The organism is Kitasatospora sp. NPDC001132, assembly GCF_053598415.1.
Map to the genome: position 1 here is coordinate 43,933 of NZ_JBSFKF010000039.1, position 21,710 is coordinate 65,642.

The window sequence follows — 21,710 nt, forward strand, 5'->3', positions numbered from 1 at the left end:
GCAAGCGGCCGCCCGGCCACCGGGGGAGGATCAGGCGGCCGCCTGCGGGCGGTGGCGGGGGGGGTGTCAGTGCCCGCGGACGTGATGGACGGCGGCGAAGCCTTCCTCGGACAGCCGGGTGCGGACCGCGGCGGCGAGGCGGTGCTGCAGGCGCACGACGTCGTCGGGCACGCGCTGCTCGTCCGGGCGCTGCGCGTTGCGGTGCAGGCAGGTGTCCAGCGGTGTGTCGACGGTGATGGCGATGGCGCGCCGTCCGTAGTGGCGGGCGAGGCGGAGCAGGCGCAGGCGGTGGGCGGCGACGACGGAGGTGTTGTCCGCGTAGGTCGTCTTCCCGCGGTTCAGGCGCATGGCGATGATCTGGTCGTGGATCAGGAGCGCGTCGGGGGTGGCGCCCTGGTCGCCGGGGTGGCTGACTGCCGCGCGCAGCCGGTCGAGGCTGACGATCTGGTGGGGCGGGGTGGCGTGAAGCAGGGTCGACTTGCCGCTGCCGCTGGCTCCGATCATGACGACGAGGTCGCCGGGCTGGACGAGGTCGAGTACGGGGTGCGCGCTGGGGGTCACGGGGTGCCTTTCGGCCGGCGGCCGGGTCGGGTCGGGTTGGTGGGTGTGGTGGTGTGCGGCCCACCGCCCCGCCTGCCTGTGGATCCGGGGCGGGCGGGGCGGCGGGCCGTGGTGGGTGCGGGAGGGTTTCAGGCGCGGGCGGCCGTGCCGGCCTCGTCGTCCTGGTCGGCGCGGTGGTCGCTCCAGGAGACGGTGACGAGCCAGCCGCGGTGGTCCCAGGTGTTCGGGTACGGCCGGCTGGGCTGGTAGTAGCGGATGCTCACGCCGCGGTCCGCGACGGGGCGGCGGCCGCGCAGGTCGGTGGTGACGAGGCGGGCGGGGCCGGAGGCGATCGGCTTGGTGTAGGGGTCGTCGAGGGTGCCGGTGCCGCCGCCGTTGGCGAGCCAGCCGCGGATCTCGGTGGTGACGTGGCCGTCGCGGTCGGGCGCGTTCTCGGTGACCTGCCAGTCGGCGATCACCAGACGGATGCCGTCGGCGAAGTGCAGGGTGCCGTGCTCGGTGTCGGCGATGCGGTGGTCGGGGGTGTTCCAGTCGCGCACGGTGGTGTCCTTCCGATCGATGGGGTCGGCCGGGCGGCCGCGCCGCGCACCAGCCCCGCCCCGGCAGAGAGGGGCGGGGCTGGTGCGCGGCGTCGGTGACCGGACGCCGGGTGGGGTGTGCCGTCGGGTTACGACCGGCAGGCGGCGGCCTGGCCGAGGACGTAGCAGCGCAGGTCGATGTCGTCGGGCAGGGCGGGCGCCTGGGTGCCCAGGAGGACGGCGCCGACGGCGACGGCGAAGACACGGGTGACGGCGTCGGAGCCCTTCTTCGTCCGCGGGGCCTGGAACATCAGGTAGCGGGCGGTCAGGTAGTCCTGGAGCGTCGGAGCCGGGGTGGACAGCAGGATCAGCGCCCACTGGTGCAGGAGGACGCTGTGCTCGGAGTCGGGGGTGACGGTGTAGATCGGGTCTCCTCCGGTCTCCATCCGGGAGGCGTCCAGGCCTCGCGCGGCGACGCGGGCGGTCAGGTGCTTGGCGACGTCGCGGGCGGCGGCCCCGCGGACAATTCGGTTGCCGGCCAGGCGGATGCCGTTGGGCAGGGTGATCCAGTTCTGCAGTTCGTCGTCGTCGGGGGCCTCCATGGCGAACCGGGCCCGGGCGGCGCGGCCGTAGCGGGCCATCGCCTCCCAGGCCGGGGTGGACACGCCACCGGTGTAGGTGCGGGTGGTCGCGTTCCACACCGAGCCTTCCCGCAGCCGCCCGACCTGGCCGATCCGGTCGATGTTGGGGGTGTCCTCGGTGATCGGGGTGCGGAAGCGCTCGGGGTTGTGGGCGAGGCCCTGGCCGAGGCGGCTGGCCGCCGCGAGGGCAAGGCGGTAGCGCCACTCGATCAGCTCGGCGTGGACCTGGTCGAGGGCGGTGATGCGGTCCGCGTGGGTGCCGGCCTGCGCCCAGAGGTCGACGATCCGGATCGCGGCGGTGCAGGCCGCGGCGGTCTGCTCCGAGGCGAAGGCACGGACCTGGGCCTGCCGGCCGGGGTCGGCGGTGCGCAGGGCGAGCGGGCTGGTGGGGAAGCGGCCGGGGGTGATCAGGTCGGTGATCGGCGCGGTGGTCGTCATGGGTGGTCTCCCGGGTCGGGGTGTGTCGGTGTCCGGTTGTCAGCTGCCGGTGCGGGTGGGGGTGTAGGCGGACAGGGAGGCGAGGGTGAGGAGGAACGCGGTGATCCCGGCGGTGGTCCAGCGGCTGGCGGGCTCGGTTCCGGCCCAGACGGCGGCGGTGGTGCCGGCAGCCCAGAGGGTCCAGGCGACGGTGCGGCCGGTGAGTCCGGGGCGGCGGTGGACGGCGATGAACAGGAGCAGGCCGGTCACCCACCAGGCGGTGAAGAGGGTGCCGGCGGTGAACGGGATCGTCTCGCTGTGGGCGGCGAGGTAGCGGTGGACAGGGTCGCTGACGATGTGGACCAGGCGGTCGGCGGCGTCCCAGGGCCGGGTGGTCTGGAGCCAGTGCCAGGCGTCGAGGCCGGTGCGGCCGGTGAGGCCGAGCAGGATGCCGAGCAGCGTGGCGATGGTCCAGCCGGCGCCGAGGATCAGGGCCGCGGCGGTGACGGTGGCGGTGAGGGCGACACCGGCGGCGACGGTCTTGGCCGGGGTGTCGAGGGTGTGCCACTCCAGGCGGAAGAAGGTGTCGATGTCGGCGAGGTTGCGGCGGGCGTCGTGGTGCCAGCGGGGCCGGTCGGTGGCCGGGGCGGAGGTGGTGGTCATCGCGGGCGGGTCCTTCCGGATGTGCCGGGGCCCGGCCGCGCGGTGCGTGCGGCCGGGCCCGGGCGGGGTGCGGGTGTGGTGTTGTGTCAGCGGGTGGGGGTGTCGCCGAGGAGGCTGATCGGCTCGTCGGCGTCGGCGCAGGCCCAGGAGCAGTAGCGGCCGAGGATGCCGTCGCCGTCGTACGGGGCGCCGTCCAGGAAGCACGCGTTCGTGGCGTCGGCCGAGCGGTCGTCCGGGCGGTCTCCGGTGGCCGGGTCGGTGGCGGGGTCGTCGCTCTGCTGGTCGATGAGCCACGGTTCCCAGGTCGGTTCGGGGATCGCGGGCTCGCGGGGGGCCGGCGGTGCGGGCAGGTAGACGCTGGGCAGGTGGTCGCGGTCGACGAGGGGCCGCGGGGCGGGGCGGCGGGCGGGCAGCTTGTCCAGCAGGGCCTGGAGAAGTCGGGGGGTGGGGGGCACGCGGGGCCTTTCGGGGATCAGGCGGCGTCGGGCGTTGCCGGGTTGCGGGCGTCGAGCTGGGCCTGGAGCCAGGCCGGGACGGGGCCCGCGGCGGGGAGGGTGGTGTAGGCGGCGGCGGTCAGCTCGTCGGCGAGCGCGGCGGCGTCGTCCGCGGCGCCGTACAGCGCGGCGACGAGGGCGGGCGGCTGTTCCTGCCAGCCGGCGGCGGCGCCGAGGTGTTCGAGGTAGACGGCGAGGTCGAGGACGGCGGCGCGGGCGTCGAGCAGGCCGGGCTGGTAGGAGAGCGGGTCGGTGAGGACCTTCGGGGCGCGCCGGTCGGCGCGAGTGCGCTCGGTGCGGATGTCCTGGTCGGTGCGGGCGTTGTGCTGGTCGATCCCGGCGCGGGTGGTGTACGCGCGGGTGCGGCCGGTGAGTGCGCCGAGCCGGGCGAGGACGGTGTCGAGCAGGGCCATTGGGTGTCCCTTCTGCGGGGCTGCGGTCCTGGTGACCGGGCAGCCGCGCCGGTCCCGGCACCCCATTCCCCGCCGGTGCCGGTGGGGGTGAGGGGCCGGGGCCGGCGTCGGCCGACCGCTCGTCAGGAGCCGATGGCCTTGCGGGACCGGCCGAGGACCTCGGCGACCAGGTCGGGCAGGGCCAGCAGGTCCCGGGTGGTCTGCCGGTCGGTGAACTCCACGACTGCGGCGGCCAGGTGCGGCTCACCGTCGCCCTGGTTCTCGATCCGTCCGGCGATCAGGGCGAACATGCCGAGGTCCAGGGTGTTGTAGGCGGCGGTGCCGCCGGTCGCGTTGTAGGGGATGGTGACGGTCAGGGAGCCGGAGGTGTCGGTGAGGACGATCCGGGTGGTGTGGTTGTCGGGGTGGGTCCTGTCGGTGACGATGCCGTCGACGCTGATCAGGGAGCGGGCGGGGGCGGCGGCGAGGCGGGCGAGGTTGTCGGTCATCACGGAACTCCTTCGGTTCTCGGGCGGCTGGTGGTGGTCAGCTGGTCTCGGTGACCCGGATCGGCATCAGCAGGTGCTGGTAGGCCTCGTCGATCTCGTCGGTGCGGCCGACGAGGCGCACGGGCTGGTGGGGGTGGGCGATCTCGATCCGGGCCTCGGGGGTGCCGGGCGCCTTGAGCGCGTCGAGCAGGTAGCCCGGGTTGAAGGCGATGGTCAGCGGCAGGCCGAGGTCGCCGGTCACGTTGGCGGGGATGCGGTCGCTCGCGTGGGCGTCGTCGCCGGACCCGGCGTCGACGGCCACTTCGCCGTCGGTGATGTGGAGCCGGATCGCGGTGTTGCGCCCCACGACCAGGGCGACGCGCTGGACGGCGGCGGCCGCGTCGGCGGCCTGGACGGTGACGGCCAGGGGCCGGTCGGCGGCGAACATCTTGTCGAAGACCGGGAAGGCGTAGCCGGTCAGGAGGCGGGTCATGTAGCTGCGCCCGCCGGGCAGGGAGAGGGCGAACAGGCCCTCGGACCAGTGCAGGGTGAGGGTGTGGTCGCCGGACAGGGCGCGGGCGGCGTCCGCGAGGGTCTTGCCGGGGATCAGGATCCGGGCGCCCTCGGTCTCCGGCGCGGTGCCGGTCTCGTCGTCGGCCTTGCGGCGGCGCTTCTTCGCCGGGACGGTGGGCAGGGTGCCGGTGGGGCGGACGGTCAGGGCGCGGCGGCCGATCCGGTACCGGTCGGTGGCGGCGAGGATCAGGTCGGTGCCGTCCAGGCTCATCTCGATGCCGGTCATGGCGGGCAGCGCGTCCTCGGTGCCGACGGCGACGGCGACCTGGGCGACGGCCGCGGCGAAGTCCTCGGCGCCGGTGGTGGCGACGGCGTCCGGCAGGGCGGGCAGGGCCGGGTACTCGTCTGCGGGCAGGGTCGGCAGGTTGAACCGGGCGGTGCCGCAGGCGAGGATCAGGCGGCCGTTGGAGTCGTCCAGCTCGATGTCGACCTGGGCGGTCTTGGGCAGGCGGGCGCAGATGTCGGCGAGCAGCCGGCCGGAGACGAGCGCCCGGCCGTCGTCGGCGATCTCGGCGGTGACGGCGGCGGTCGCGTAGACCTCGGTGTCGCTGGCGGCCAGGTGCAGGCCGGTGGTCGTGGTGGTCAGCATCATGCCGAGCAGGACGGGGAACGCGGCTCGGCCGGGCAGGGCCTTGGCGGTGTAGGAGACGGCGTCGGCGAGCTTGTCGGCATCGGCGCGGAGCTTCATCGAGCAGGGCCTCTCAGATCGGGGGGGATTGGTTCGGGCAGTGGGCAGGGGATCGAGCGGGGTGCCGGCCGCGCTGGGGCGGGCCGGGTGGGCGGTGTGCGGGCCGCGAGGTGAGGCGGGTCAGGCGGCGCGCCGTTCCCGGGACTGGCTGAACGGGTCGCAGGTGGGGTAGTCGGTGTCGAGCAGCAGGCAGTCGTCGTAGTCGTCGACGCGGTCCGCGACGAGTTCGGCGGTGCCGTTCCAGCCGGGGACGAGGACCATCACGGGGGCGTGATCGGGCAGGCCGGCCAGGAGGGTGGCGAGGTCGCGGACGGTCAGCGCGCCGAGCGGCTCGCGGCGGGCGCTACCTGATAGGGCGGGGCCGGTCGGCCCGCGGGGTTAGAGCCAGCGGCGGGGGGTGCGCATCTTGATGCGGCGTCCGGCGATGGCGTCGACGTCGATGCTGATCTTGTTGTTGACCTTGGCGCCGCCACCGCCGCCGGCGAGGCGGCTGAGGAAGATGCCGCCGAAGACGATGGCGGCGACGATCGCCACGGTCTGGAGGGCGGCGGCCGCGGCGACGATGGCCTGGAAGACGAAGACCAGGGCGACGGATGCGCCGCCGACGGCGAGGGTGCCGAGCAGCAGCTTGACCATGCCCGGGGTCAGGTAGTCCTGGATGGTGGCGGGGGTGGCCTGCTGCTGGACGGGCGGCTGGAAGGCCACCGGGTGGGGCATCGGCTGGTAGGCGGGCATGCCGTAGGCGGGGACCGGCGCCTGGGCGAGGAGGAGGGGCTGGCCGTCGGGGCCGATGGCCTGGACGACGCCCTGGTGCAGGGGGGCGGCGCCGGTGGGCAGCACCACGTAGGCGGTGGCGTCGGGGCCGTACAGGGGGCGCGGCTGCTCGGGGTAGTACGTCAGTGGCACCGGCGGGTGCGCGGGCTGCTGCCCCGTCGGCTGGGGGTACGTCATGGCGGGTGTCCTTCCGGCTGGGTCGGGAGGGTGCGGCCGGTCGTCGGCCGTGGACGCTTCGGCGTCTTCGGCGGCCCCCGGGCGGTCGTCCGCGCGGGGGCCACCGGAGGAGTCGGGGCGTGAACTGTCGTTGTCGGGTCTGGTTACGGAGTGCGAGCGGGGGGCTTGAGCGCGGGCTCGTCGCGTTCGACCGCGTCGCGCACGCGCTGGCAGGTGCTGCGCGTCTGCTCGGGCGTGCCGGTCAGCAGACCGCGCTCGGTGAGCGCGGCGTGGATCTCGGCGGCCAACGGCCGGCGGCCGAGCGCGTCGTACAGGGTGCGGGTGGTCGCCTTGCGGGCATACATGAGCGCGGCGTCGCTCAGCGGCGTTTCCTGGTGAGCGACGGGGCCCGGCGGGGCACCGGGCGGGAGTGCGCGCTGCTCGTCACTAGTCCCGCCACCTGCGGCGATCTCACGCTCACGTGAGCGCTCGCCGTGAGAGCCCGGTCCGAAGACGGCTGTGCCGTGAGCGGCGGGCAGCGGCTGGCCGCCGTGCGGCGGGCGCGGGGCAGGGACCCCGTGAGCGCCGCCGGGGGCAGTGGTGGGCGCGGCCGCAGCCGTCCCGGGCACGGCCTGCTCGCGGTGAGCGTCCTTGCCGTGGTCGATGAGCTCGTGGACGCGCCAGATCGCGGTGGGCACGACCATGGCGAGCGGGATCGCCAGGCCCCATTGGATCTTCCACTCTCCGTGAGCGTCCTGGGTGACGCCGAGCAGGTGGAGGTCGGTGAGGATCGCGGCGATCTGGCACAGCATCATCACGGCGAGCGCGATGCGGGTCTCCTTGATCATCTTGCTGCGAGTCGCGGCGATCACCCAGCCGTCCAGGCAGACGGCGAGGAACCACGCCAGCGTGTCGTGCATGCCGGCCACCACCGCGAGCTGGTGCTCGCGCGTGCTGGTGAACACGAGGCCCGCCCACAGGACGCCGCGGGTGAGCAGCCACGGGATGCGGCCCAGGTACCAGCGGTGGGACCTCCGGTACCAGCTGTCGTAGCGGGCGGCCGCGGCGGCTTCCAGACGCTGCTGCTCCTCGGTCAGCTCGGTGACCCGTGCCTCGGCCTCCGCGACCTGCGCCAGTGCCTCGGCGACGACCTTGTCGGCGTCGCGGCGGGCGGTGTTGCGGATCCGCTCGGCGTCGGCCTCGGCCTTGCCCCGCTTCGAGCTGGCCCGGCGCAGCTCGTCGCTGGTGGCTTCCCGGGCCTCGTCGATGGCGGCCTGGGCGTCCCGGCGCAGGCGCTGCACGGCCTGTTCTCCGCGCTCGCGCAGGTCGGCGGCCTCGCGGGCGCCCTCTTCGCGGAGCTCCTGTGCGTCGGTTGCGGCCTCCTCCCGCAGCCGGCGGGCTTCGGATTCGGCGTCCTCGCGGACCGAGTCGGCTTCGGCGCGGGCGGCTTCGGTGACGCGGCCGGCGGTTGCCTCGGCTTCCGTGCGGGTCTCCTCGGCCTGTTCCTCGGCGGCCTTGAGGATCTGTCGGGCGGTGGCGGCGGCGCGGGTGCGGATCGCCTCGGCCTCGGTGGCGGCCTCGGTCAGGGTCCGATCGGCAGAACCGGTGGCGTTCCGCTGGACGGCGGCGGCGAGTTCCCGTGCACCGGTCAGGTCCTGCTCGGCCTTCTCCCGGGTGCGCTCCAGTTGGTGGCGGGCGTCGTCCAGCTGCTCGTGGAGGTCGGCGAGGTCGTCGGCGGCCCGGCGCAGCGTCGTTTCGGCGCCGCGCTCGGCTTCCCCGAGCAGCTTGGCGGCCTGTTCCTCGGCGGTGGCGGTGATGCCGGCCGCCAGCTGGCGGGCCTGCTCTTCGGCGTCGGCGACGATCCGCTCGGCGTTCTGCTCGGCTTGGGCGCGGACGGCGGTGGCGCGCTGCTCGGCCTCGGCCAGCAGTGTCCCGGCCCGCTGGGTGGCCTCCTCCAGCAGCCGGTCGGCCGCCGCGTGGGCGTCGGCGTCGGTCTCCTCGCGCCGCTTCTGGGCGTCCTCGGCCGCGGCCTGGCGGATCAGGTCGGCCTGGTCGTTGGCCAGGTCGAGGATCCGCCGGGCCGCCAGTTCGGCGCGCTGCGTGGCCGCCTCGGCCTCGGCGGCGGCGTCCGCGCGCAGCTGCTCGGCCTCGACTGCCCACTGCTCGGCGGTCGTCAGGTCGCGGCCGGCGGTGACGGCGGCCCGGGCGAGGAGGGCGAGCGCCTGGTCCTCGGCGAGGGCCAGGACGTCGGCGGCGCGGTCGGCGGCGTCGGCCAGGACCGGGTCGGCAGCGGGCCGGACGGTGAAGGTCGCGGGGAGCTCGGTCGGGGTGTCCGACTGGACGTCGGCCGGGGCGGTCGGGCGGGGCGCCGGGGTCTTGGCGGCGGGCTTGCGGCGGGTGGTGGTGGGACGCCGGGTGGGCGTCTTGGTCGGGCTCACTGGTTACCTTCCGTAATGTGCGCAGGGGGCGGCGGGCGCACAGTGCGCCGGGGACGAATAGGTGTTTTTCGGGCTGTGCGCGGCAGTGTGCGGCCGATAGGCGCCTGTGGTTCTAAGGGACCCCGGGGGGTGCGCACTGTGCGGGGGTCCCGCACAGTGCGCACCCCGGTCCGGTCACTGTCCGTTGCTGTCGGGGCCGGGGTCGAGGGGGGAGCGGAGGAGGTCGTAGCTGCCGAATCCGGCCTCGGACTCGTCCTCGCTGATCACGCCGTCGGCGATCAGGCGGTCGCGTTCGCGGTAGAACCAGCGGCGGGAGTCCTTGAGGTCGACGCGGAGCATGATGTCCGCGACGTCGCGCGGGGCGAAGCTGAAACGGCCGGCGCGGATCCACTGGTCGAGGCGCTCGTAGAGCATCTGGCGGGCCTGGTCGGTGGTGAGGCGCTCGGTCGCGTCGGCGGTGAGGTCGAGCGTGGGGGCGTCCTGGGCGGGCGGCTCGATGTCCTGCTCGATGGTGTCGGTGTACTGGCCGGGCTCGGGGTCGTCGTCGGCGACCTGCTGGAGCATCTCGGTGAGCTCGGCGATCTCCTTGGCCACGGTGTCCTCGTCCACGTCGTCGATGTCCTCGATCACAGGGGCCTGGATGGCCGGCGGGGTGTTGGTGTGGCGGACCGGCTTGGGCAGCCAGTCGGCCGGGTCCGCGACCTGCTGGGGCTGGGTGGGGGTGGTGGGGCCGAGGCCGAGGGTGGGGACGTCGTCCTCGCCCAGCAGCGGCTCGGGGTAGACGGTGCGGCTGGTCCACAGCTCGCCGAACGCCTCGGCGGTGACCGTGTCGAGCGGGGTGCGGATCGCGGCGCCGGCGGTGACGGCGGCGGCCAGGTCGGCATTGTTGGCGTAGGAGGTGCGGGCGGTGATGGCCCACCGGTCCTCGGGGATGCCCAGCCCGGCCGCGTACAGGTAGCCGGGCTTGCGGTTGCCCCACTGCGGCCAGGCGCCGGCGTCGATCGCCTCGTCCGGCAGGCAGTACTGGGCGTCGGCGCCGTCGCGCAGGCCGAAGCACAGGCCGGCGGGGCTGTTGGCGCGGGCGTCGGTGTCCATGTTGTCGTGGGTGGCGCGCTGGAGGGACGACTCGAACCAGATGCCGGCGGCGCGGGCGGTGCGCAGGACCTTCTTGTAGGCCTCGCCGTCGGCGAAGTCGGCGGCTTCCTCGCCGATGATGACGAGGAAGTTGATGCCGCAGCCGGGCTTCCAAACCGTCAGGCCCTTGGCCGCGAGGGCGGCGGAGCGGGCCTTGATGACCGGGCCGAGCTTTTTGAAGAAGATCCTGGCGGCCGACTCGTCTTCGATCGGCCACACGCCGTGCTGCACGGGGCCGAAGTCCTGGGCGAACTTGCTGCAGTCGATGACGATGACCGTGACCTCGGTGCGGGTGCACGCCTCGGTGATGAGGATCTTGTTGGCCTGGGTCTTGCCGGCGCCGTTGACGCCCATGGCGATGCAGTGCTCCACGTTGCCGTTCTTCAGCGGGCCGGGGTCGCGGAGCTGGCCGGGGATGTTGATGAGGAGGTCCTCGCCGTCCTCGTAGCGGCCGAGCGGGATCGGCAGGTCGCCGAAGCTGCTGCCGAACGCGCTGGGGCCGGTCCAGGGGAAGCCGGCCTTGAGGAGGTCGGCGACCTGGATGCGGACGCTGATCCGGGAGGAGTCGTCGTCGTCGACGGTGTGGGTGATGCGGCCGGCGCCGAGCTTCATGGCGGAGGCCATCGCGGGCACCTTGCGGGCGAAGTCCTCGGCGGTGGCGCCGTCCTTCGCCTCCATCTGGACGTGGACGGTGCCCTTGCCGTTCGACTTGGCCTCGTGGATCTCCATCTTGGCGAGGCCGATCTCGGACTCGAGCCGGGCCAGCTTGCCGCCCTCCTTCGCCTCCTTGCCCGCCTTCCCGCCGAACTTGCTCCACATGTTGTTCGCGGCGGCCTGGGCGACGCCCAGGGCGAGCCAGGCCTGCGCGAGCAGCGCGTTGTCGAGTCCGGCGATCAGGCCGGCCGTCGCGGCGACCGTCCCCAGGCCGACGTTGGCCTGGTGGACGATCTCGGTGGCCTTGTCCTTCTTGGACCGGCGGTCCAGGAAGGACATCCAGCGGGAGAGGCCGACGCCGAGGGTGGCGGTGACGAGGGTGGCGACCGGAGTGGTGACCGGGTCGCCGCCCCACGTCAGGTGGCCGATCTCAACGAGCAGGCCGCCCACGACCGGGGCCGCCCACGGCACCCCGTAGGTCAGCCACGGCCCGTTCTGCTCGACGCGCTCCTTCGCGGCGGTGCGCGCGGCGTTGAGCCGCGACCAGCGGCCCTCGACGGGGCCGCTGTCGGTGTTGCGTGCCATCAGTACCGTCCTCCTGCCTCACCGGGGTGGCCGGGGCCACGCGTGCTGGCGTTGTCGCCGATGGAGAATCCGCCGCGTCCGCCGCGGCCCTGGTTGCGCCGGGCCCGCTCCGCCGCCTCGGTCTCCGGCTTGACGAAGTGCCGGACGAAGGCGGCGTACATCTTCACGCCGGCGAGGCCGACGATCTTGGCGGCCTCGGACCCGGCCCGCAGGTGCGCGCCGACGAGCTTGCCGCGGACCTTCGATTCGAGGCCGAACGTGTACCACTTGCCCTTGTACTGGGACAGGACGGCGGCGACGACGTCGGCGTCCATGCCGATGCGCATGTGCAGCTCCAGGCCGATCGCCCGCAGGGTCTTCGCGTAGAGGAAGAGGTCGCGGTCGGTGGTGAACTCGATGCGCTCCAGCTGGTGGACCAGCCGGACCAGGTTCGAGCCTCCGCCGGACGAGGAGCCGCTGCTGCTCGCGGCGGCGGCCGAGGAACTCGCCGCCGACGAGCCCGCGGCCGAGGAGCTCGCGGCCGTCGAGGTCGAGGGGGCGTTGATGGTGACGTTCACCGGGAACAGCGAGCGGGTGTTGTTCTTGCTGATGTTGGTCTGGCGGCGGGGGGCCGCCGGCGGGACGGGCGCGGACGGCTTCTCAAACTTGCCGCTGCCGTTGTCGCTGGGCTGGGGCGGGATGCTCATGCCGAGTACCTCTCGGTGAGTGGGACAGGGAGCGCGAGGTGGAGCGGGACGCCGGGGCGTCTTCACCGGCCACCGGCCGCCGGCCACGGGGCCGGGTCCGGGGACCAGAGGAGACCGCCGCCGTCAGCCACCGATCTGGGTGACGGCCCCGGCGAGCTTGCCGAGCACGTCGCTGATGGCCGGGCCCGCCGACGTGGAGGCGAGCAGAAACCCGGTCAGGCCGAAGACGAGAGCCCGGCCGACACCGCCGTGCTCCTGACCGCGCAGCAGCACGACGCTGAGCACGAGGAACAGCACCAGCAGGGAGATGGTCACGAAGACCTCCAAGGGAAGGGGCGTGGTGGAGCGGGACCAGCTGCTCCCTTCCGCCACCCGGCCGCGACGGCGACGGGGTGGCGGGAGGCAGCCTCCGGGCACGCCGCATCGACCAGGCCGGCCGTGCGCCCTCGCCTCCGGCGGACCGGGGCGAAGGCGCACGACAGCGACCAGGGGTCAGATCCGGTTGGGCTGGAGGTCGAAGAAGATCGTGTTCGCGCGCGCCAGCTCGGGCTGCTGCTGGACGACGGCGTCGCGGATCGCCTTGTAGAAGTCGGCGCGGGTCCAACCGACGGCCGGGGTGTGCGTGCCCTCGGTCGTGAAGACCTGGAAGCCGCTCCCGAGGGACGCCTGCAGGGTGAGGATGAAGTGGTACGAGCCCTGCGCGGCGGGGGCCTGCGGCTGGGCGGTGGTGGTCTGGGACATGGCTACTCCCGGGGGTCGGAGGGACGGTGCGTCGGGCACCGACGAACACCGCCGCGCACCGACCCCCTTGATCTGGGGGCGGGGCGCGGCGGCGAACGGCGTCGTCCGAAGCGGTCAGTTCTGACTGCTGTGGCGGCCGTGGTCGGCGGCGAGCTCCTGGTAGCGGCGCTGCTCACCGGGGCTCATGCCGCGCACGCGGACCCGCACGTCGCAGGTCGGGTCAGGACAGAGGTAGGTGTCGTAGCCGCCGATCGCGTCGAGGGCTCGGCGCAGCACGCCGGGCCGGCGGATCGGCTGGTGTCCGGGGTGGTTGTCCAACGGGTTGTCCTCTCGGGGTTGACGCCGCCTGGCAGGTAGGCGGCGCTCTATTTCGGGGTCGGGGCCGAGGGGCGGGCCGGGGCCGCTTCCTCGGGCCGGCGGTGCACGGTGCGGGCCTGCTTCTCGCGGGCGATGCGCAGCAGCAGGTCCATGTGGACCGTGGTGTCGGTGGCGGTCACTGGCCACCGCCGGTGGGGGGTGGGCGCGGGCGGGGTCGACGGGGTGGGCGGCTTGCCGGTGCCGTTGGCGAAGGCGCGGCAGAGGTGGGTGGCGGTCACTGGCCACCGCCGGTGGGCTGCGGGGGCGGGGTGGGGATCGGCTTGTTGCCGTAGCCGCCGTTGAGGTTGTGGTCGGCCATCGGGATCACCCGGCCAGCGGCAGCCGGCGCAGCTGCGCGAACGCGATCGACGTGTTGGCGGGGCGCAGGGGGCGGGGGACGGGCAGGTAGCCGGCGGCGTCGACGTGGTCCGCGGCGAGGGCGGCGACGTCGACCGGGTCGGCGAAGCGGGCCATGTCGTTGGTCGGGATCTCGGTGTCGGTCCAGGTGGCCTCGCGGGTCCAGGCGTCGACGGCGAGGGCGGCGGTGGTCTCCAGGTCGGTCCAGGAGACCTCGGCGCCGAGCGCGACGTACTCGGTGACGTCCGCCCAGACCTGGGCGGTCAGGTCGTCGGCGGTGTCCGAGGCGGTGGGGCGGCTGGCCCGGGCGAGGAGGCCGAGGACCAGGGCCTCCACGGCGGTGGAGTACCGGGTGTAGAGGGTGTCGAGGGAGCCGATCGCGGTGCGGGTCGCCACCACCGCGGGGGCGGTGGACTGTTCGGCGAACGGGTGGGGCATGCTGGACAAGCGGATCACTCCCAGGAAGCGTGGGCGGATTCGGAAGCCGGCCCCCGGGGGCGCAATCCCCGGGGGCCGTGTTGGTTTTGCTGGCTGTACGAGCAGCCACGGCCGCCGCCCACCCCGTCGTGATCGTTGGGGTGGGCGGCGGCCGTGGTCGTTCGTCCTGGCGGTGTGTCAGGCGGTGGGGCGCAGCGTCTGGCGGGGGGCCTCGATGCCGCGGATCGGGCCGAGGGCGCCGACCAGCGGCTTGGCCCGCTGGGCGTCGGCGTTGGCGACGGCCTGCTTGACGACGGCCCATTCCGTGGCTCGGCGGGTCGGGAACTGGCGGGCGCGAGCGCGCTCTGCGGCGGCGTGGATCTCTTCGTACAGCACGCGGTTGCGGCGCTGCTGGGGCTCACGGCGCAGCAGGCGCAGGTAGGTGGCGCCCAGGCGTTCGCCGTCGGTGCAGTGCGTCACGTGGAGCGTGCCGTGCTCCGTCTTGGTGGTGCAGCCGTAGGAGCAGTGGCTGCGGTGCTTCTCGTACGCGCGGCGGGCGGAGTCGGCGGTGGCCGGGGCCGGGACGAGCTGGTGCAGGGCCGGGGCGGCCGGGGCTTTGATCTTCTTCAGGACGGCGGTCGGGCGGCGGCTCTCGGCGGGCATCGCGTCCGGGGAGATCCGGCGGTCCTGCGCCTTCTGCCACTTCGCGAGCTTGTCGGCGGAGAGGTCGACGAGGACGATCCGGCGGGCGGAGGGGCAGCGGCGGTCCCTCAGGCCGGCGGCGAGGTCGGCGCCGCTGAGGTCGGTCGCGTGGTGGTCGCGGATCGTCAGGGTGGTGTCGCCCATGATGCGTTGCCAGGTCTGGCAGTCCGGGCAGACGATCGTGCGGACCTCGCCGGTGCGGAGGTTGTAGGTGCTGGGGCGCAGCCGGCTGATCCGGATGGCGGGGAGAGCGGAGCGGCGCTTGGTGCGGGTGCGAGCGGGCATCGGGGCCTCCAGGCAGGCGGAGAAGCGCGGGGGAGAAACCGGGGAGCGGGACTTGCTGCTCTCTCCGCCCGCCAGGGCCTGCGGCCCGATCGGCCGGCGGTCCTGGCGCACAGACAGCGCAGCAGCGCTGTGGGGTAGTGCTGATATGTGACAGCCCCCGCGACTGCGGGTCCCGAGGAGCGGATGGGCTCGACTCAGTCCCCGCCGAAGCGGAGCAGGGCTGCTTGTGCACACCACAGCCTGGTCCGTAGTCCCAGGACTGCGGTGCGTGATGAAACAATGACACCACTGTCCCGGGACTGTCAACAGTCCCGGGACAGTGTGTCCCGGGACTGCAATCCTTGTCGCAGTCCCGGGACTGTGGTTCACTGGCGTCACGAAAGGAGGTAGATCCCATGTCACCGAAGACGCCGAAATGGCGTGAGCTCGCAGATCGCCTTGCGGCAGAGATCTCGTCGGGCGCCTATCAGCCTGGAGATCCGCTGCCCCACATCCGGACTCTGGTGGCCGAGGGGTACGGGTCCAAAACCACCGTGGGTGCCGCGTACTCCGCGCTGGAAACGGAGGGGCTGGTCACTACCTCACGCGGACACGGCACGACCGTCCGACGCCGGCCGCCTCAGAACATCAGGCGCCACCAGGAGCGCTACAACTGGGAGAAAAAACTCGCTCGGTTGCCTGTCGGCGAGCGCAGCAATAACGGTGTAGTCGAACGGGACACCGGCCTCGACCATGACCAGGTCGAATGCCATGCGGTGTATAACGCCGAGCCTGCGACTGCCGAGATGGCGGCACGATTCGGCGTCGAGGCCGGCACCCTGATGCTCCACCGAAACTACTGGCACAGCACTCCGGGTGATCCGGTTGCCCTGTCGCTGATCGACTCCTACATGGTCCACTCCGTCGCCGCACAGAATCCCGACCTGCTGGACAGCGAGCGCGAGCCGTGGCCGGGCGGTACTCACCACCAACTGAGCACTGTTGGCATCGAAATCGACCGCATCGACGACGCAATTCGCGTGCGTATCGCAACGGCGGCCGAGGCCAAGAAGCTGGGAATTCCACCCAGCGCTGCCGTTCTGCTCTTGGACAAGACGAGCGTCTCCACCGACGGCGACATCGTGGAGTACTCCCACGTCGTCCTGCCGGGGGAACGCACTGAGCTCCAGTACACCGTCCCTCTGGAAAGGTGGGCCACCGCGTGAGCGAGCTCCTCTCGATCGTCACTCCCGTACACGACGCCGCGATCCCATACCTCGCGAGCGCCTACGAGTCGTTGGCCGCCCAGATCCTGCCGGATGGCTGGGACTGGGAGTGGCTGATCCAGGTCGATGGCGGCGACGGTTCCGAGGTTCCCGCCGGTATCGTCACCGATCTCCGGGTGAAGGTCAGCGGCAACCGGAAGGGAGGTCCGGGAGTCAGCCGGACCATGGCCTGGGGCCGCAGCAGCGGCAGCTTGGTGAAGGTTCTCGACGCAGACGACGTTCTGCCTCCGGGGGCGCTCGCCCGCGACATCCAGGTTCTTGAGCAGCAAACCGACGTCGGGTGGACGGTCTCGCGGGTACTGGACCTGATGCCGGATGGCACCCTCGTTCACTACACGCTCGGCGACCCCGAGGCCGGCCGAATGCCTCGTGGAGCCCTGTTCGATTACTGGTCGACATCTCACCGGCCACAGGTGCACCCCGCGACCCTGTGCGTCCGCCAGGAACTCCTGGCGCTGGCCGGCGGATGGATGGCGCTGCCAGCGTCTGAGGACACCGCTCTCCTGATGGCGCTCGACGTCCTCGCTGATGGGTGGTTCATCGAGCAGACCGGTCTGCACTACCGGAAGCACCCCGGTCAGACCACCGCCCACTCCGATCACACCAGCGGACCCGAGTGGGAGGCCCGGATGGGAGCCATCCGCAAGCACGCCGAGGCGCTTCGGCGGTAGGCCGGGACACGCACTTGGAAGCCGCGAGAGCCGTCCCCGCAGGGGGCTAGGCTCGGCTAGTGCCCCTGAGGCACCCCAGAAAACAGCGAAGCGGCCCCTCATCCGCCAAGATTTGGGCCGCTGCGCTTCACGTAGCTATTCAGCTGTTGCTGGACCGACGGTACCAGGCGTACCCGGCCCGCGGCGAGAGACACTCGTCTCATCGCCCGGGCCGTGTGGCGTCGCCTGGCACCGTCGGTTCGGCGACGGCGGAGAGGCAAGCCCCGTTGTCCCGCACCACCCCCACCACCACCCACACCCCCGCAGGGCGCACCGCGCGCTGCGCCCCTCCGGTCGGCCCGGCCGGGCTGGCCCAGGTGCACGCCGCCTTGGGGGCGAAGAAGTGAGCGCCCAGACCGCCGCCCAGGAGCCCCGCGACCACGCGGCCATCAGCCAGCGCGGCCCGGTCAGTTCGGTGCCGGTGCACGCCCACATGCGCAGCGGGCCGACCCGGGTCGAGTACCCGTTGGACCTCTTGGTCCTGGTCGAACTTGGTTTCATGCTCGGCGAACAGGCCCGTCGGCCGAAGGACGCCCCGCCGCTCGTCGTCACCCCGATCACGCTGATCGAGCGGCTGCAGAGCCAGGGCGTCGTCAGCGCGAACGGCTCCCGGCTGGTCTCACGGGACTCGGTCTACGAGTCCTTCAAGCGGCTGCGCGGCAAGGGCTACATCCGGCTCATCAACATGCGCTCCAAGGACGGCCGGCGCTCCGCGGGCGTGGCGTACGAGTACTACGAGTGGCCCGCCTACAACCCCGACTACCGACCCGCCCCTGATCCGGCCGACATCGAATCTCCGCAGGTCAGCTCTGCTTCCGGCATTGCCGGAAACGGCATTGCCGGAAGCAGAGATCAAATCAGGACAAAAAAGCGATCTTCGCAGGTCAAGTCTGCTTCCGGCATTGCCGGAAACGGCATTGCCGGAAGCAGAGGCGGGGAATCGACGTTTCCGCAGGTCAGCTCTGCTTCCGGCAATGCCGGAAACCCCCCACACCCCCCGGGGGAGGTAGGAACTACCTCCTCCCCCTCCCCTCACGGGCGTCCCTCACGGGACGCGGCGGCTGCGCCGAGGAGGGACCGGCCCGAGGCCGGCCAGACGGCCGAGGTCGCTGCCGAACTCGCTCCCGTGGACCCCGAGCTGCTCCAGGCCTCCGTCGACTTCCTGATGCGGCTGCCCGGAAAGTGGGCGGTCGGCCGGCTGAAGGCCCGCAACCTGGCTGGCGAGCTGGCGCGCGCCGTCGAGGACACCGGGTGGAAGCTCGACGCCTCCCTGCGGATGTGGCTGACCCGATCGGAGGAGGGCAAAGCGGCGCCGCGCGTGCACGGCACGGTGTTGGAGTTCCGGATCAAGAACCTGGAGCTGCGGGAGGCCGTGTTCGCGACCGAGGACACCGCCTCCGAGGAGGGGCTCGCCCTGCCTGCTCAGGTGCGGCCGCAGGCCAAGCCCCGCACGCCGGACTGGTGCGGGAAGTGCAACGACGGCGAGCAGCCGATGAGCCTGATGATGCGCACCATCGCCGATCCGGACCTGGAGAGCGACAGGGTCGTTCCCTGCCCGGATTGCCACCCGTCGCGGGTGCGGTTCGCTCGCTGAGCGCCCAGAACGTGGAACGGCGGCCGGGAGCCCCTGGAAAGGCCCGGCCGCCGAAGACCCCAGCTAGGAGCCTGACCATGACTATCCCCCAGCAGCACGCCGATCTCAACGACCTCCCCGAGCCCGACGACTTCGACGTTCCCGAGGACCCGTACGAGGAGCAGGACTCCGGCCGGCGGAAGCGGCCGGCCCGGAGCCGGGCGAGGAAGGCCGCCGACGACGGGGCCGAGGGCCTGGGCGGCATCGAGCGGGTGCCCCCGCACGACCTGGCGGCGGAGAGGGCCACCCTTGGCGGGATGCTGCTGTCCAAGGACGCCATCGGCGACGTGGTCGGCGTGCTCCAGCCCGGCGACTACTACCGGCCGGCCCACCAGCTGATCCACGACGCGATCCTGGCGCTGTTCGCCAAGGGCGAGCCGGCCGACGCCATCACCGTCGCCGGCGAGCTCACCCGCCGCGGTGACCTCGTCAGGGCTGGCGGCCCCGGATACCTGCACGACTGCGCGAACGGGGCGGTGGGCGCCAGCGCCGAGTACTACGCCAACATCGTCCACGAGCGAGCGGTCTTCCGCCGTCTCAGCGAGTCCGGCACCCGCATTGCCAACCTCGGCTTCACCGGCGAGGGCGACGTGCACGAGGTCGTCGACGCCGCCCAGTCCGAGCTGTTCGGCGTCCTCGGGCGCGACACCTCGACCGAGATCCGTCCGCTCGGCGCCACCGCCGACTCCCTCGCCGACCGCATCGAGGCCCGCAAGAACGCCAAGGGCGGGCTGCAGGGCGTCTCCACCGGCTTCCGGGACCTGGACGCCCTCACCGGCGGCCTGCGGCCAGGACAGTTCGTCATCATCGCGGCCCGCCCCGCGATCGGGAAGTCCACCCTCGCCGTGGACTTCGCCCGCGCCTGCTCGATCGACAACAAGATCCCCTCCGCGCTGTTCTCGCTGGAAATGGGCCGCGAGGAGATCGAGGAGCGGATCATGTCCGCCCATGCCCGCATCGCGCACCACCACATGAAGACCGGCGACATGACCGACGACGACTGGGCCCGCTTCGCCCGGTACTACGACGACTACGCCAGCGCCCCGCTGTTCATCGACGACAGCGAGCACCTGACCGTCATGGACGTCGCGGCCAAGGCCCGTCGGCTCAAGCAGCAGCACGGCATCGGCTTGATCGTCATCGACTACATCCAGCTGATGAAGTCCGGCACCCGCAGCCCCGAGAACCGCCAGCAGGAGGTCTCCGACATCTCCCGCAACCTCAAGCTCCTCGCCAAGCAGCTCAAGGTTCCCGTCGTCGGACTCTCGCAGCTCAACCGCGGCCCCGAACAGCGCACCGACAAGCGCCCGATGGTGTCCGACCTGCGCGAGTCCGGCTCCCTGGAGCAGGACGCCGACATCGTCATCCTGCTGCACCGCGAGGACGCCTACGAGAAGGAATCCCCCAGGGCCGGCGAGGCCGACCTGATCGTCGCCAAGCACCGGGGCGGCCCGACCTCCACCATCACGGTCGGCTTCCAGGGGCACTACAGCCGCTTCGTGGACATGTTGCGCGAGGACCGGCTCGATCGTTGAACAGGCCCGAGGACGCCTCTGAGCGCCCCTCAGAACGCCTGGCGGCCCCGCTCGCGCCCCCTGGCCCGGGCGGGGCCGAGATCGACCCGTAGGAGACGATCCAGGCGTTCGACCGGCAGCGCCGGGGCACCACGGCAACAACAACATGGTGGCGGACCCGCCGTACACCGCCATGACAGGAGGGAATGTGTTGAGCAGCCTGTACGACTGCGTCGTATGCCTGAGGCCGATCGAGGCGGAACCGGACGGCAAAATCCGTATCGAGGGTATTGTCAAGCACGAAAAGCAATGGTTGTGGGGTCCCTACCCGGTGCACGAGCCCTGTCGGCTGGACATCCGCACCATGTACGACCGATTGCTCGGCGACGGCATCCACGTGGCCGCTGGCTTCCGTGCGAAGGCAGACGATCCCGAGACCACGGCGTTGCTCAGCGAGTGGGCCAGGGCGACTCCCGGCTCGGTGGCCCAACGATGGCCCGGAGACTGGTCTCGCCACGCGTCGCCGCTGGAGACGCCCTGGCCCGAGTTCACCGACCTGATCGACCTGAACCACAAACACCTGGCCGGCCTCATCGCCAAGCGGGGCAGCCGAGAGGCCCCGGCCGGTACGGCCGTCGCCGTCCATTCGGCTGCCGCCGGCAAGCGGGTCCTGTTGTTCACCAGCTACCCGCCCGAGCTGACCCGCCCCACCTTGGTCGTCAACGAGACGCACAACCCCACCCCCGACACGGTCAGCCGGGCGATGCGGGGCGTGCAACCCGACCTGGTCGTCATCGAACGCTGGGAACGGATGCACGCCGACCGGCCGATCGGCGGATCCCGCGCCGACGTGCTCGAAAGCGTTGGACTCGACCTGAAGCGCACCATCCTGGACCACGAGACTCCCTGCGTAGTCACCACCTCGGTCATCGGCGACGTTGATGTCCAGCACCCCCTCCTACGCTGGATCGACCCGGACTCCCCCGCAGCGATCATGGTTGAGTTTTGCAACCCACTGCTTGTGCTCAAGCGTCACAGCCCCGCCGAAGTTCTCGTCCGCGTGGAGCGTCACATGTCCAAGCAAGACCGGACCGTCCACCGCGTGGCATGGAAGAGCTGACCGGGTGACCGGGCCTTCCTGGCCCCAGGTCAACCGGCCGACGACCTCGGACGGCACGCGGGTGGACGGCGCCTGGCCCCCGGTGCCCACGCCTCGGACCTGAACCTCTGACCCTGACGGACCAGCACGAAGGAGAGGCCTCCGGGTGACGGAGCAGCAAGTGCGCGCGGCCCTGCACGCCCTGGGCATCGAAGTGCCCGAGAGAGTGAAGGAGCTGAGCCGCTGGAACCCCGAGCTGCGCCTCGCGTTCCTGCTCGGCTTGCTGTGGCGCAGGGTCGGCCAGACCCGGGACGCCGAGATCGCACGGGCCGGCCAACAGGACGGCGAGTACATGGCCGGGCCGAACGAGCCTCGGCGAGGACCAGGTCGGCCGGGCCTACTACGAGATCCGCTTCGCAGCCAGCCGACTGACCGGGCTCACCTGCGCCGAGGATGACGGCACCGACCCGCAAGACCAGGTGCCCTTCCAGCACGACCCGAACATGTTCGTGGACGGCACGGTCTGGGCCGCGCAAGCCGCAGCCGACGCTGCTGTGGATCTGCTCGCACTCCGGGTCCAGGACCCACACAGCCGGACCTTGCCGCAGGCCCGGACCCATCTGATCTCGGCGTTGTACTACCTCGATCAACTGGACGCCGTGTCGGCGACCGAGGCGGGCCGGGAAGCCGTCCCGCCGCCCTTGTGACGGGCGATCACCGCTCGGTCGGTCTCCTGGTCCGGCCGAGCGGTGGCAAGCCCTCAGGGCC

General features: G+C 72.4%; 26 protein-coding genes. 7 read left to right on the forward strand and 19 right to left on the reverse strand.

Going from position 1 to position 21,710, the window contains the following annotated elements; all coding sequences use genetic code 11:
- Positions 1-66: 66 nt before the first annotated feature.
- From ACWDBE_RS34160 to ACWDBE_RS34250, 19 genes are all read right to left on the reverse strand, one after another.
- Positions 67-561: an AAA family ATPase gene (locus tag ACWDBE_RS34160; protein ID WP_449809871.1), complete on the reverse strand. Its 495-nt coding sequence runs from the start codon at positions 559-561 to the stop codon at positions 67-69.
- A gap of 128 nt (positions 562-689) precedes the next feature.
- The gene (locus ACWDBE_RS34165; protein ID WP_449809872.1) at positions 690-1,100 is read right to left on the reverse strand and encodes a hypothetical protein; all 411 of its coding nucleotides are present in this window, start codon (positions 1,098-1,100) and stop codon (positions 690-692) included.
- A gap of 128 nt (positions 1,101-1,228) precedes the next feature.
- On the reverse strand, positions 1,229-2,158 hold the full coding sequence (locus ACWDBE_RS34170) for a hypothetical protein (RefSeq protein ID WP_449809873.1): 930 nt from the start codon (positions 2,156-2,158) through the stop codon (positions 1,229-1,231).
- A 39-nt stretch (positions 2,159-2,197) separates the two neighbouring features.
- Positions 2,198-2,800, reverse strand: a complete 603-nt coding sequence (locus ACWDBE_RS34175) for a hypothetical protein (protein WP_449809874.1) — start codon at positions 2,798-2,800, stop codon at positions 2,198-2,200.
- Positions 2,801-2,886: 86 nt separating this feature from the next.
- On the reverse strand, positions 2,887-3,255 hold the full coding sequence (locus ACWDBE_RS34180) for a hypothetical protein (RefSeq protein WP_449809875.1): 369 nt from the start codon (positions 3,253-3,255) through the stop codon (positions 2,887-2,889).
- Between the two features lie 17 nt (positions 3,256-3,272).
- Entirely contained in the window at positions 3,273-3,707 is a 435-nt protein-coding gene (locus tag ACWDBE_RS34185; protein ID WP_449809876.1) for a hypothetical protein, read from the reverse strand.
- 122 nt (positions 3,708-3,829) lie between these two features.
- On the reverse strand, positions 3,830-4,195 hold the full coding sequence (locus tag ACWDBE_RS34190; RefSeq protein ID WP_449809877.1) for an OB-fold nucleic acid binding domain-containing protein: 366 nt from the start codon (positions 4,193-4,195) through the stop codon (positions 3,830-3,832).
- 37 nt (positions 4,196-4,232) lie between these two features.
- Positions 4,233-5,435, reverse strand: coding sequence for a DNA polymerase III subunit beta (gene dnaN / locus ACWDBE_RS34195; protein WP_449809878.1), 1,203 nt, complete (start codon positions 5,433-5,435; stop codon positions 4,233-4,235).
- A gap of 120 nt (positions 5,436-5,555) precedes the next feature.
- Complete coding sequence (locus tag ACWDBE_RS34200; RefSeq protein ID WP_449809879.1) at positions 5,556-5,696, reverse strand: hypothetical protein; 141 nt, start codon at positions 5,694-5,696, stop codon at positions 5,556-5,558.
- A 117-nt stretch (positions 5,697-5,813) separates the two neighbouring features.
- On the reverse strand, positions 5,814-6,386 hold the full coding sequence (locus tag ACWDBE_RS34205; protein WP_449809880.1) for a hypothetical protein: 573 nt from the start codon (positions 6,384-6,386) through the stop codon (positions 5,814-5,816).
- Between the two features lie 143 nt (positions 6,387-6,529).
- Positions 6,530-8,803, reverse strand: coding sequence for a hypothetical protein (locus tag ACWDBE_RS34210; protein WP_449809881.1), 2,274 nt, complete (start codon positions 8,801-8,803; stop codon positions 6,530-6,532).
- Between the two features lie 174 nt (positions 8,804-8,977).
- The gene (locus tag ACWDBE_RS34215; RefSeq protein ID WP_449809882.1) at positions 8,978-11,176 is read right to left on the reverse strand and encodes a hypothetical protein; all 2,199 of its coding nucleotides are present in this window, start codon (positions 11,174-11,176) and stop codon (positions 8,978-8,980) included.
- Entirely contained in the window at positions 11,176-11,862 is a 687-nt protein-coding gene (locus ACWDBE_RS34220) for a hypothetical protein (RefSeq protein WP_449809883.1), read from the reverse strand. Before ACWDBE_RS34220 ends, ACWDBE_RS34215 begins: the two co-directional genes overlap by 1 nt.
- A gap of 123 nt (positions 11,863-11,985) precedes the next feature.
- A complete protein-coding gene (locus ACWDBE_RS34225) occupies positions 11,986-12,177 on the reverse strand; it encodes a hypothetical protein (protein WP_449809884.1) in 192 nt (63 codons plus the stop codon).
- A gap of 177 nt (positions 12,178-12,354) precedes the next feature.
- Positions 12,355-12,603, reverse strand: a complete 249-nt coding sequence (locus ACWDBE_RS34230; RefSeq protein ID WP_449809885.1) for a hypothetical protein — start codon at positions 12,601-12,603, stop codon at positions 12,355-12,357.
- A 114-nt stretch (positions 12,604-12,717) separates the two neighbouring features.
- The gene (locus ACWDBE_RS34235; protein WP_449809886.1) at positions 12,718-12,921 is read right to left on the reverse strand and encodes a hypothetical protein; all 204 of its coding nucleotides are present in this window, start codon (positions 12,919-12,921) and stop codon (positions 12,718-12,720) included.
- Positions 12,922-12,968: 47 nt separating this feature from the next.
- Complete coding sequence (locus ACWDBE_RS34240) at positions 12,969-13,199, reverse strand: hypothetical protein (RefSeq protein WP_449809887.1); 231 nt, start codon at positions 13,197-13,199, stop codon at positions 12,969-12,971.
- Between the two features lie 85 nt (positions 13,200-13,284).
- Complete coding sequence (locus ACWDBE_RS34245) at positions 13,285-13,764, reverse strand: hypothetical protein (protein ID WP_449809888.1); 480 nt, start codon at positions 13,762-13,764, stop codon at positions 13,285-13,287.
- Positions 13,765-13,932: 168 nt separating this feature from the next.
- Entirely contained in the window at positions 13,933-14,721 is a 789-nt protein-coding gene (locus ACWDBE_RS34250) for a hypothetical protein (protein ID WP_449809889.1), read from the reverse strand.
- Between the two features lie 395 nt (positions 14,722-15,116).
- Between ACWDBE_RS34250 and ACWDBE_RS34255 the strand changes: the two genes are divergently transcribed.
- The 7 genes from ACWDBE_RS34255 to ACWDBE_RS34285 all read left to right on the forward strand — a co-directional run bounded on the left by ACWDBE_RS34255 (position 15,117) and on the right by ACWDBE_RS34285 (position 21,649).
- Complete coding sequence (locus ACWDBE_RS34255) at positions 15,117-15,926, forward strand: GntR family transcriptional regulator (protein ID WP_449809890.1); 810 nt, start codon at positions 15,117-15,119, stop codon at positions 15,924-15,926.
- Complete coding sequence (locus tag ACWDBE_RS34260) at positions 15,923-16,657, forward strand: glycosyltransferase family A protein (RefSeq protein WP_449809891.1); 735 nt, start codon at positions 15,923-15,925, stop codon at positions 16,655-16,657. Before ACWDBE_RS34255 ends, ACWDBE_RS34260 begins: the two co-directional genes overlap by 4 nt.
- Before the next feature lie 382 nt (positions 16,658-17,039).
- Positions 17,040-18,290: a hypothetical protein gene (locus tag ACWDBE_RS34265; RefSeq protein WP_449809892.1), complete on the forward strand. Its 1,251-nt coding sequence runs from the start codon at positions 17,040-17,042 to the stop codon at positions 18,288-18,290.
- Between the two features lie 77 nt (positions 18,291-18,367).
- Positions 18,368-19,864, forward strand: a complete 1,497-nt coding sequence (gene dnaB / locus ACWDBE_RS34270; protein WP_449809893.1) for a replicative DNA helicase — start codon at positions 18,368-18,370, stop codon at positions 19,862-19,864.
- Positions 19,865-20,054: 190 nt separating this feature from the next.
- The gene (locus ACWDBE_RS34275) at positions 20,055-20,963 is read left to right on the forward strand and encodes a hypothetical protein (protein WP_449809894.1); all 909 of its coding nucleotides are present in this window, start codon (positions 20,055-20,057) and stop codon (positions 20,961-20,963) included.
- Positions 20,964-21,108: 145 nt separating this feature from the next.
- On the forward strand, positions 21,109-21,399 hold the full coding sequence (locus ACWDBE_RS34280; RefSeq protein WP_449809895.1) for a hypothetical protein: 291 nt from the start codon (positions 21,109-21,111) through the stop codon (positions 21,397-21,399).
- A 22-nt stretch (positions 21,400-21,421) separates the two neighbouring features.
- The gene (locus tag ACWDBE_RS34285; protein WP_449809896.1) at positions 21,422-21,649 is read left to right on the forward strand and encodes a hypothetical protein; all 228 of its coding nucleotides are present in this window, start codon (positions 21,422-21,424) and stop codon (positions 21,647-21,649) included.
- Positions 21,650-21,710: the final 61 nt, after the last annotated feature.

What these genes read in the sequence shown, in the direction of transcription:
- ACWDBE_RS34170 (WP_449809873.1), bottom strand. Translation starts at nt 2,158, where the DNA reads ATGACGACCACCGCGCCGATCACCGACCTGATCACCCCCGGCCGCTTC.
- ACWDBE_RS34175 (WP_449809874.1), bottom strand. Translation starts at nt 2,800, where the DNA reads ATGACCACCACCTCCGCCCCGGCCACCGACCGGCCCCGCTGGCACCAC.
- ACWDBE_RS34185 (WP_449809876.1), bottom strand. Translation starts at nt 3,707, where the DNA reads ATGGCCCTGCTCGACACCGTCCTCGCCCGGCTCGGCGCACTCACCGGC.
- ACWDBE_RS34190 (WP_449809877.1), bottom strand. Translation starts at nt 4,195, where the DNA reads ATGACCGACAACCTCGCCCGCCTCGCCGCCGCCCCCGCCCGCTCCCTG.
- dnaN (WP_449809878.1), bottom strand. Translation starts at nt 5,435, where the DNA reads ATGAAGCTCCGCGCCGATGCCGACAAGCTCGCCGACGCCGTCTCCTAC.
- ACWDBE_RS34200 (WP_449809879.1), bottom strand. Translation starts at nt 5,696, where the DNA reads ATGGTCCTCGTCCCCGGCTGGAACGGCACCGCCGAACTCGTCGCGGAC.
- ACWDBE_RS34205 (WP_449809880.1), bottom strand. Translation starts at nt 6,386, where the DNA reads ATGACGTACCCCCAGCCGACGGGGCAGCAGCCCGCGCACCCGCCGGTG.
- ACWDBE_RS34215 (WP_449809882.1), bottom strand. Translation starts at nt 11,176, where the DNA reads ATGGCACGCAACACCGACAGCGGCCCCGTCGAGGGCCGCTGGTCGCGG.
- ACWDBE_RS34220 (WP_449809883.1), bottom strand. Translation starts at nt 11,862, where the DNA reads ATGAGCATCCCGCCCCAGCCCAGCGACAACGGCAGCGGCAAGTTTGAG.
- ACWDBE_RS34230 (WP_449809885.1), bottom strand. Translation starts at nt 12,603, where the DNA reads ATGTCCCAGACCACCACCGCCCAGCCGCAGGCCCCCGCCGCGCAGGGC.
- ACWDBE_RS34250 (WP_449809889.1), bottom strand. Translation starts at nt 14,721, where the DNA reads ATGCCCGCTCGCACCCGCACCAAGCGCCGCTCCGCTCTCCCCGCCATC.
- ACWDBE_RS34255 (WP_449809890.1), top strand. Translation starts at nt 15,117, where the DNA reads ATGTCACCGAAGACGCCGAAATGGCGTGAGCTCGCAGATCGCCTTGCG.
- dnaB (WP_449809893.1), top strand. Translation starts at nt 18,368, where the DNA reads ATGACTATCCCCCAGCAGCACGCCGATCTCAACGACCTCCCCGAGCCC.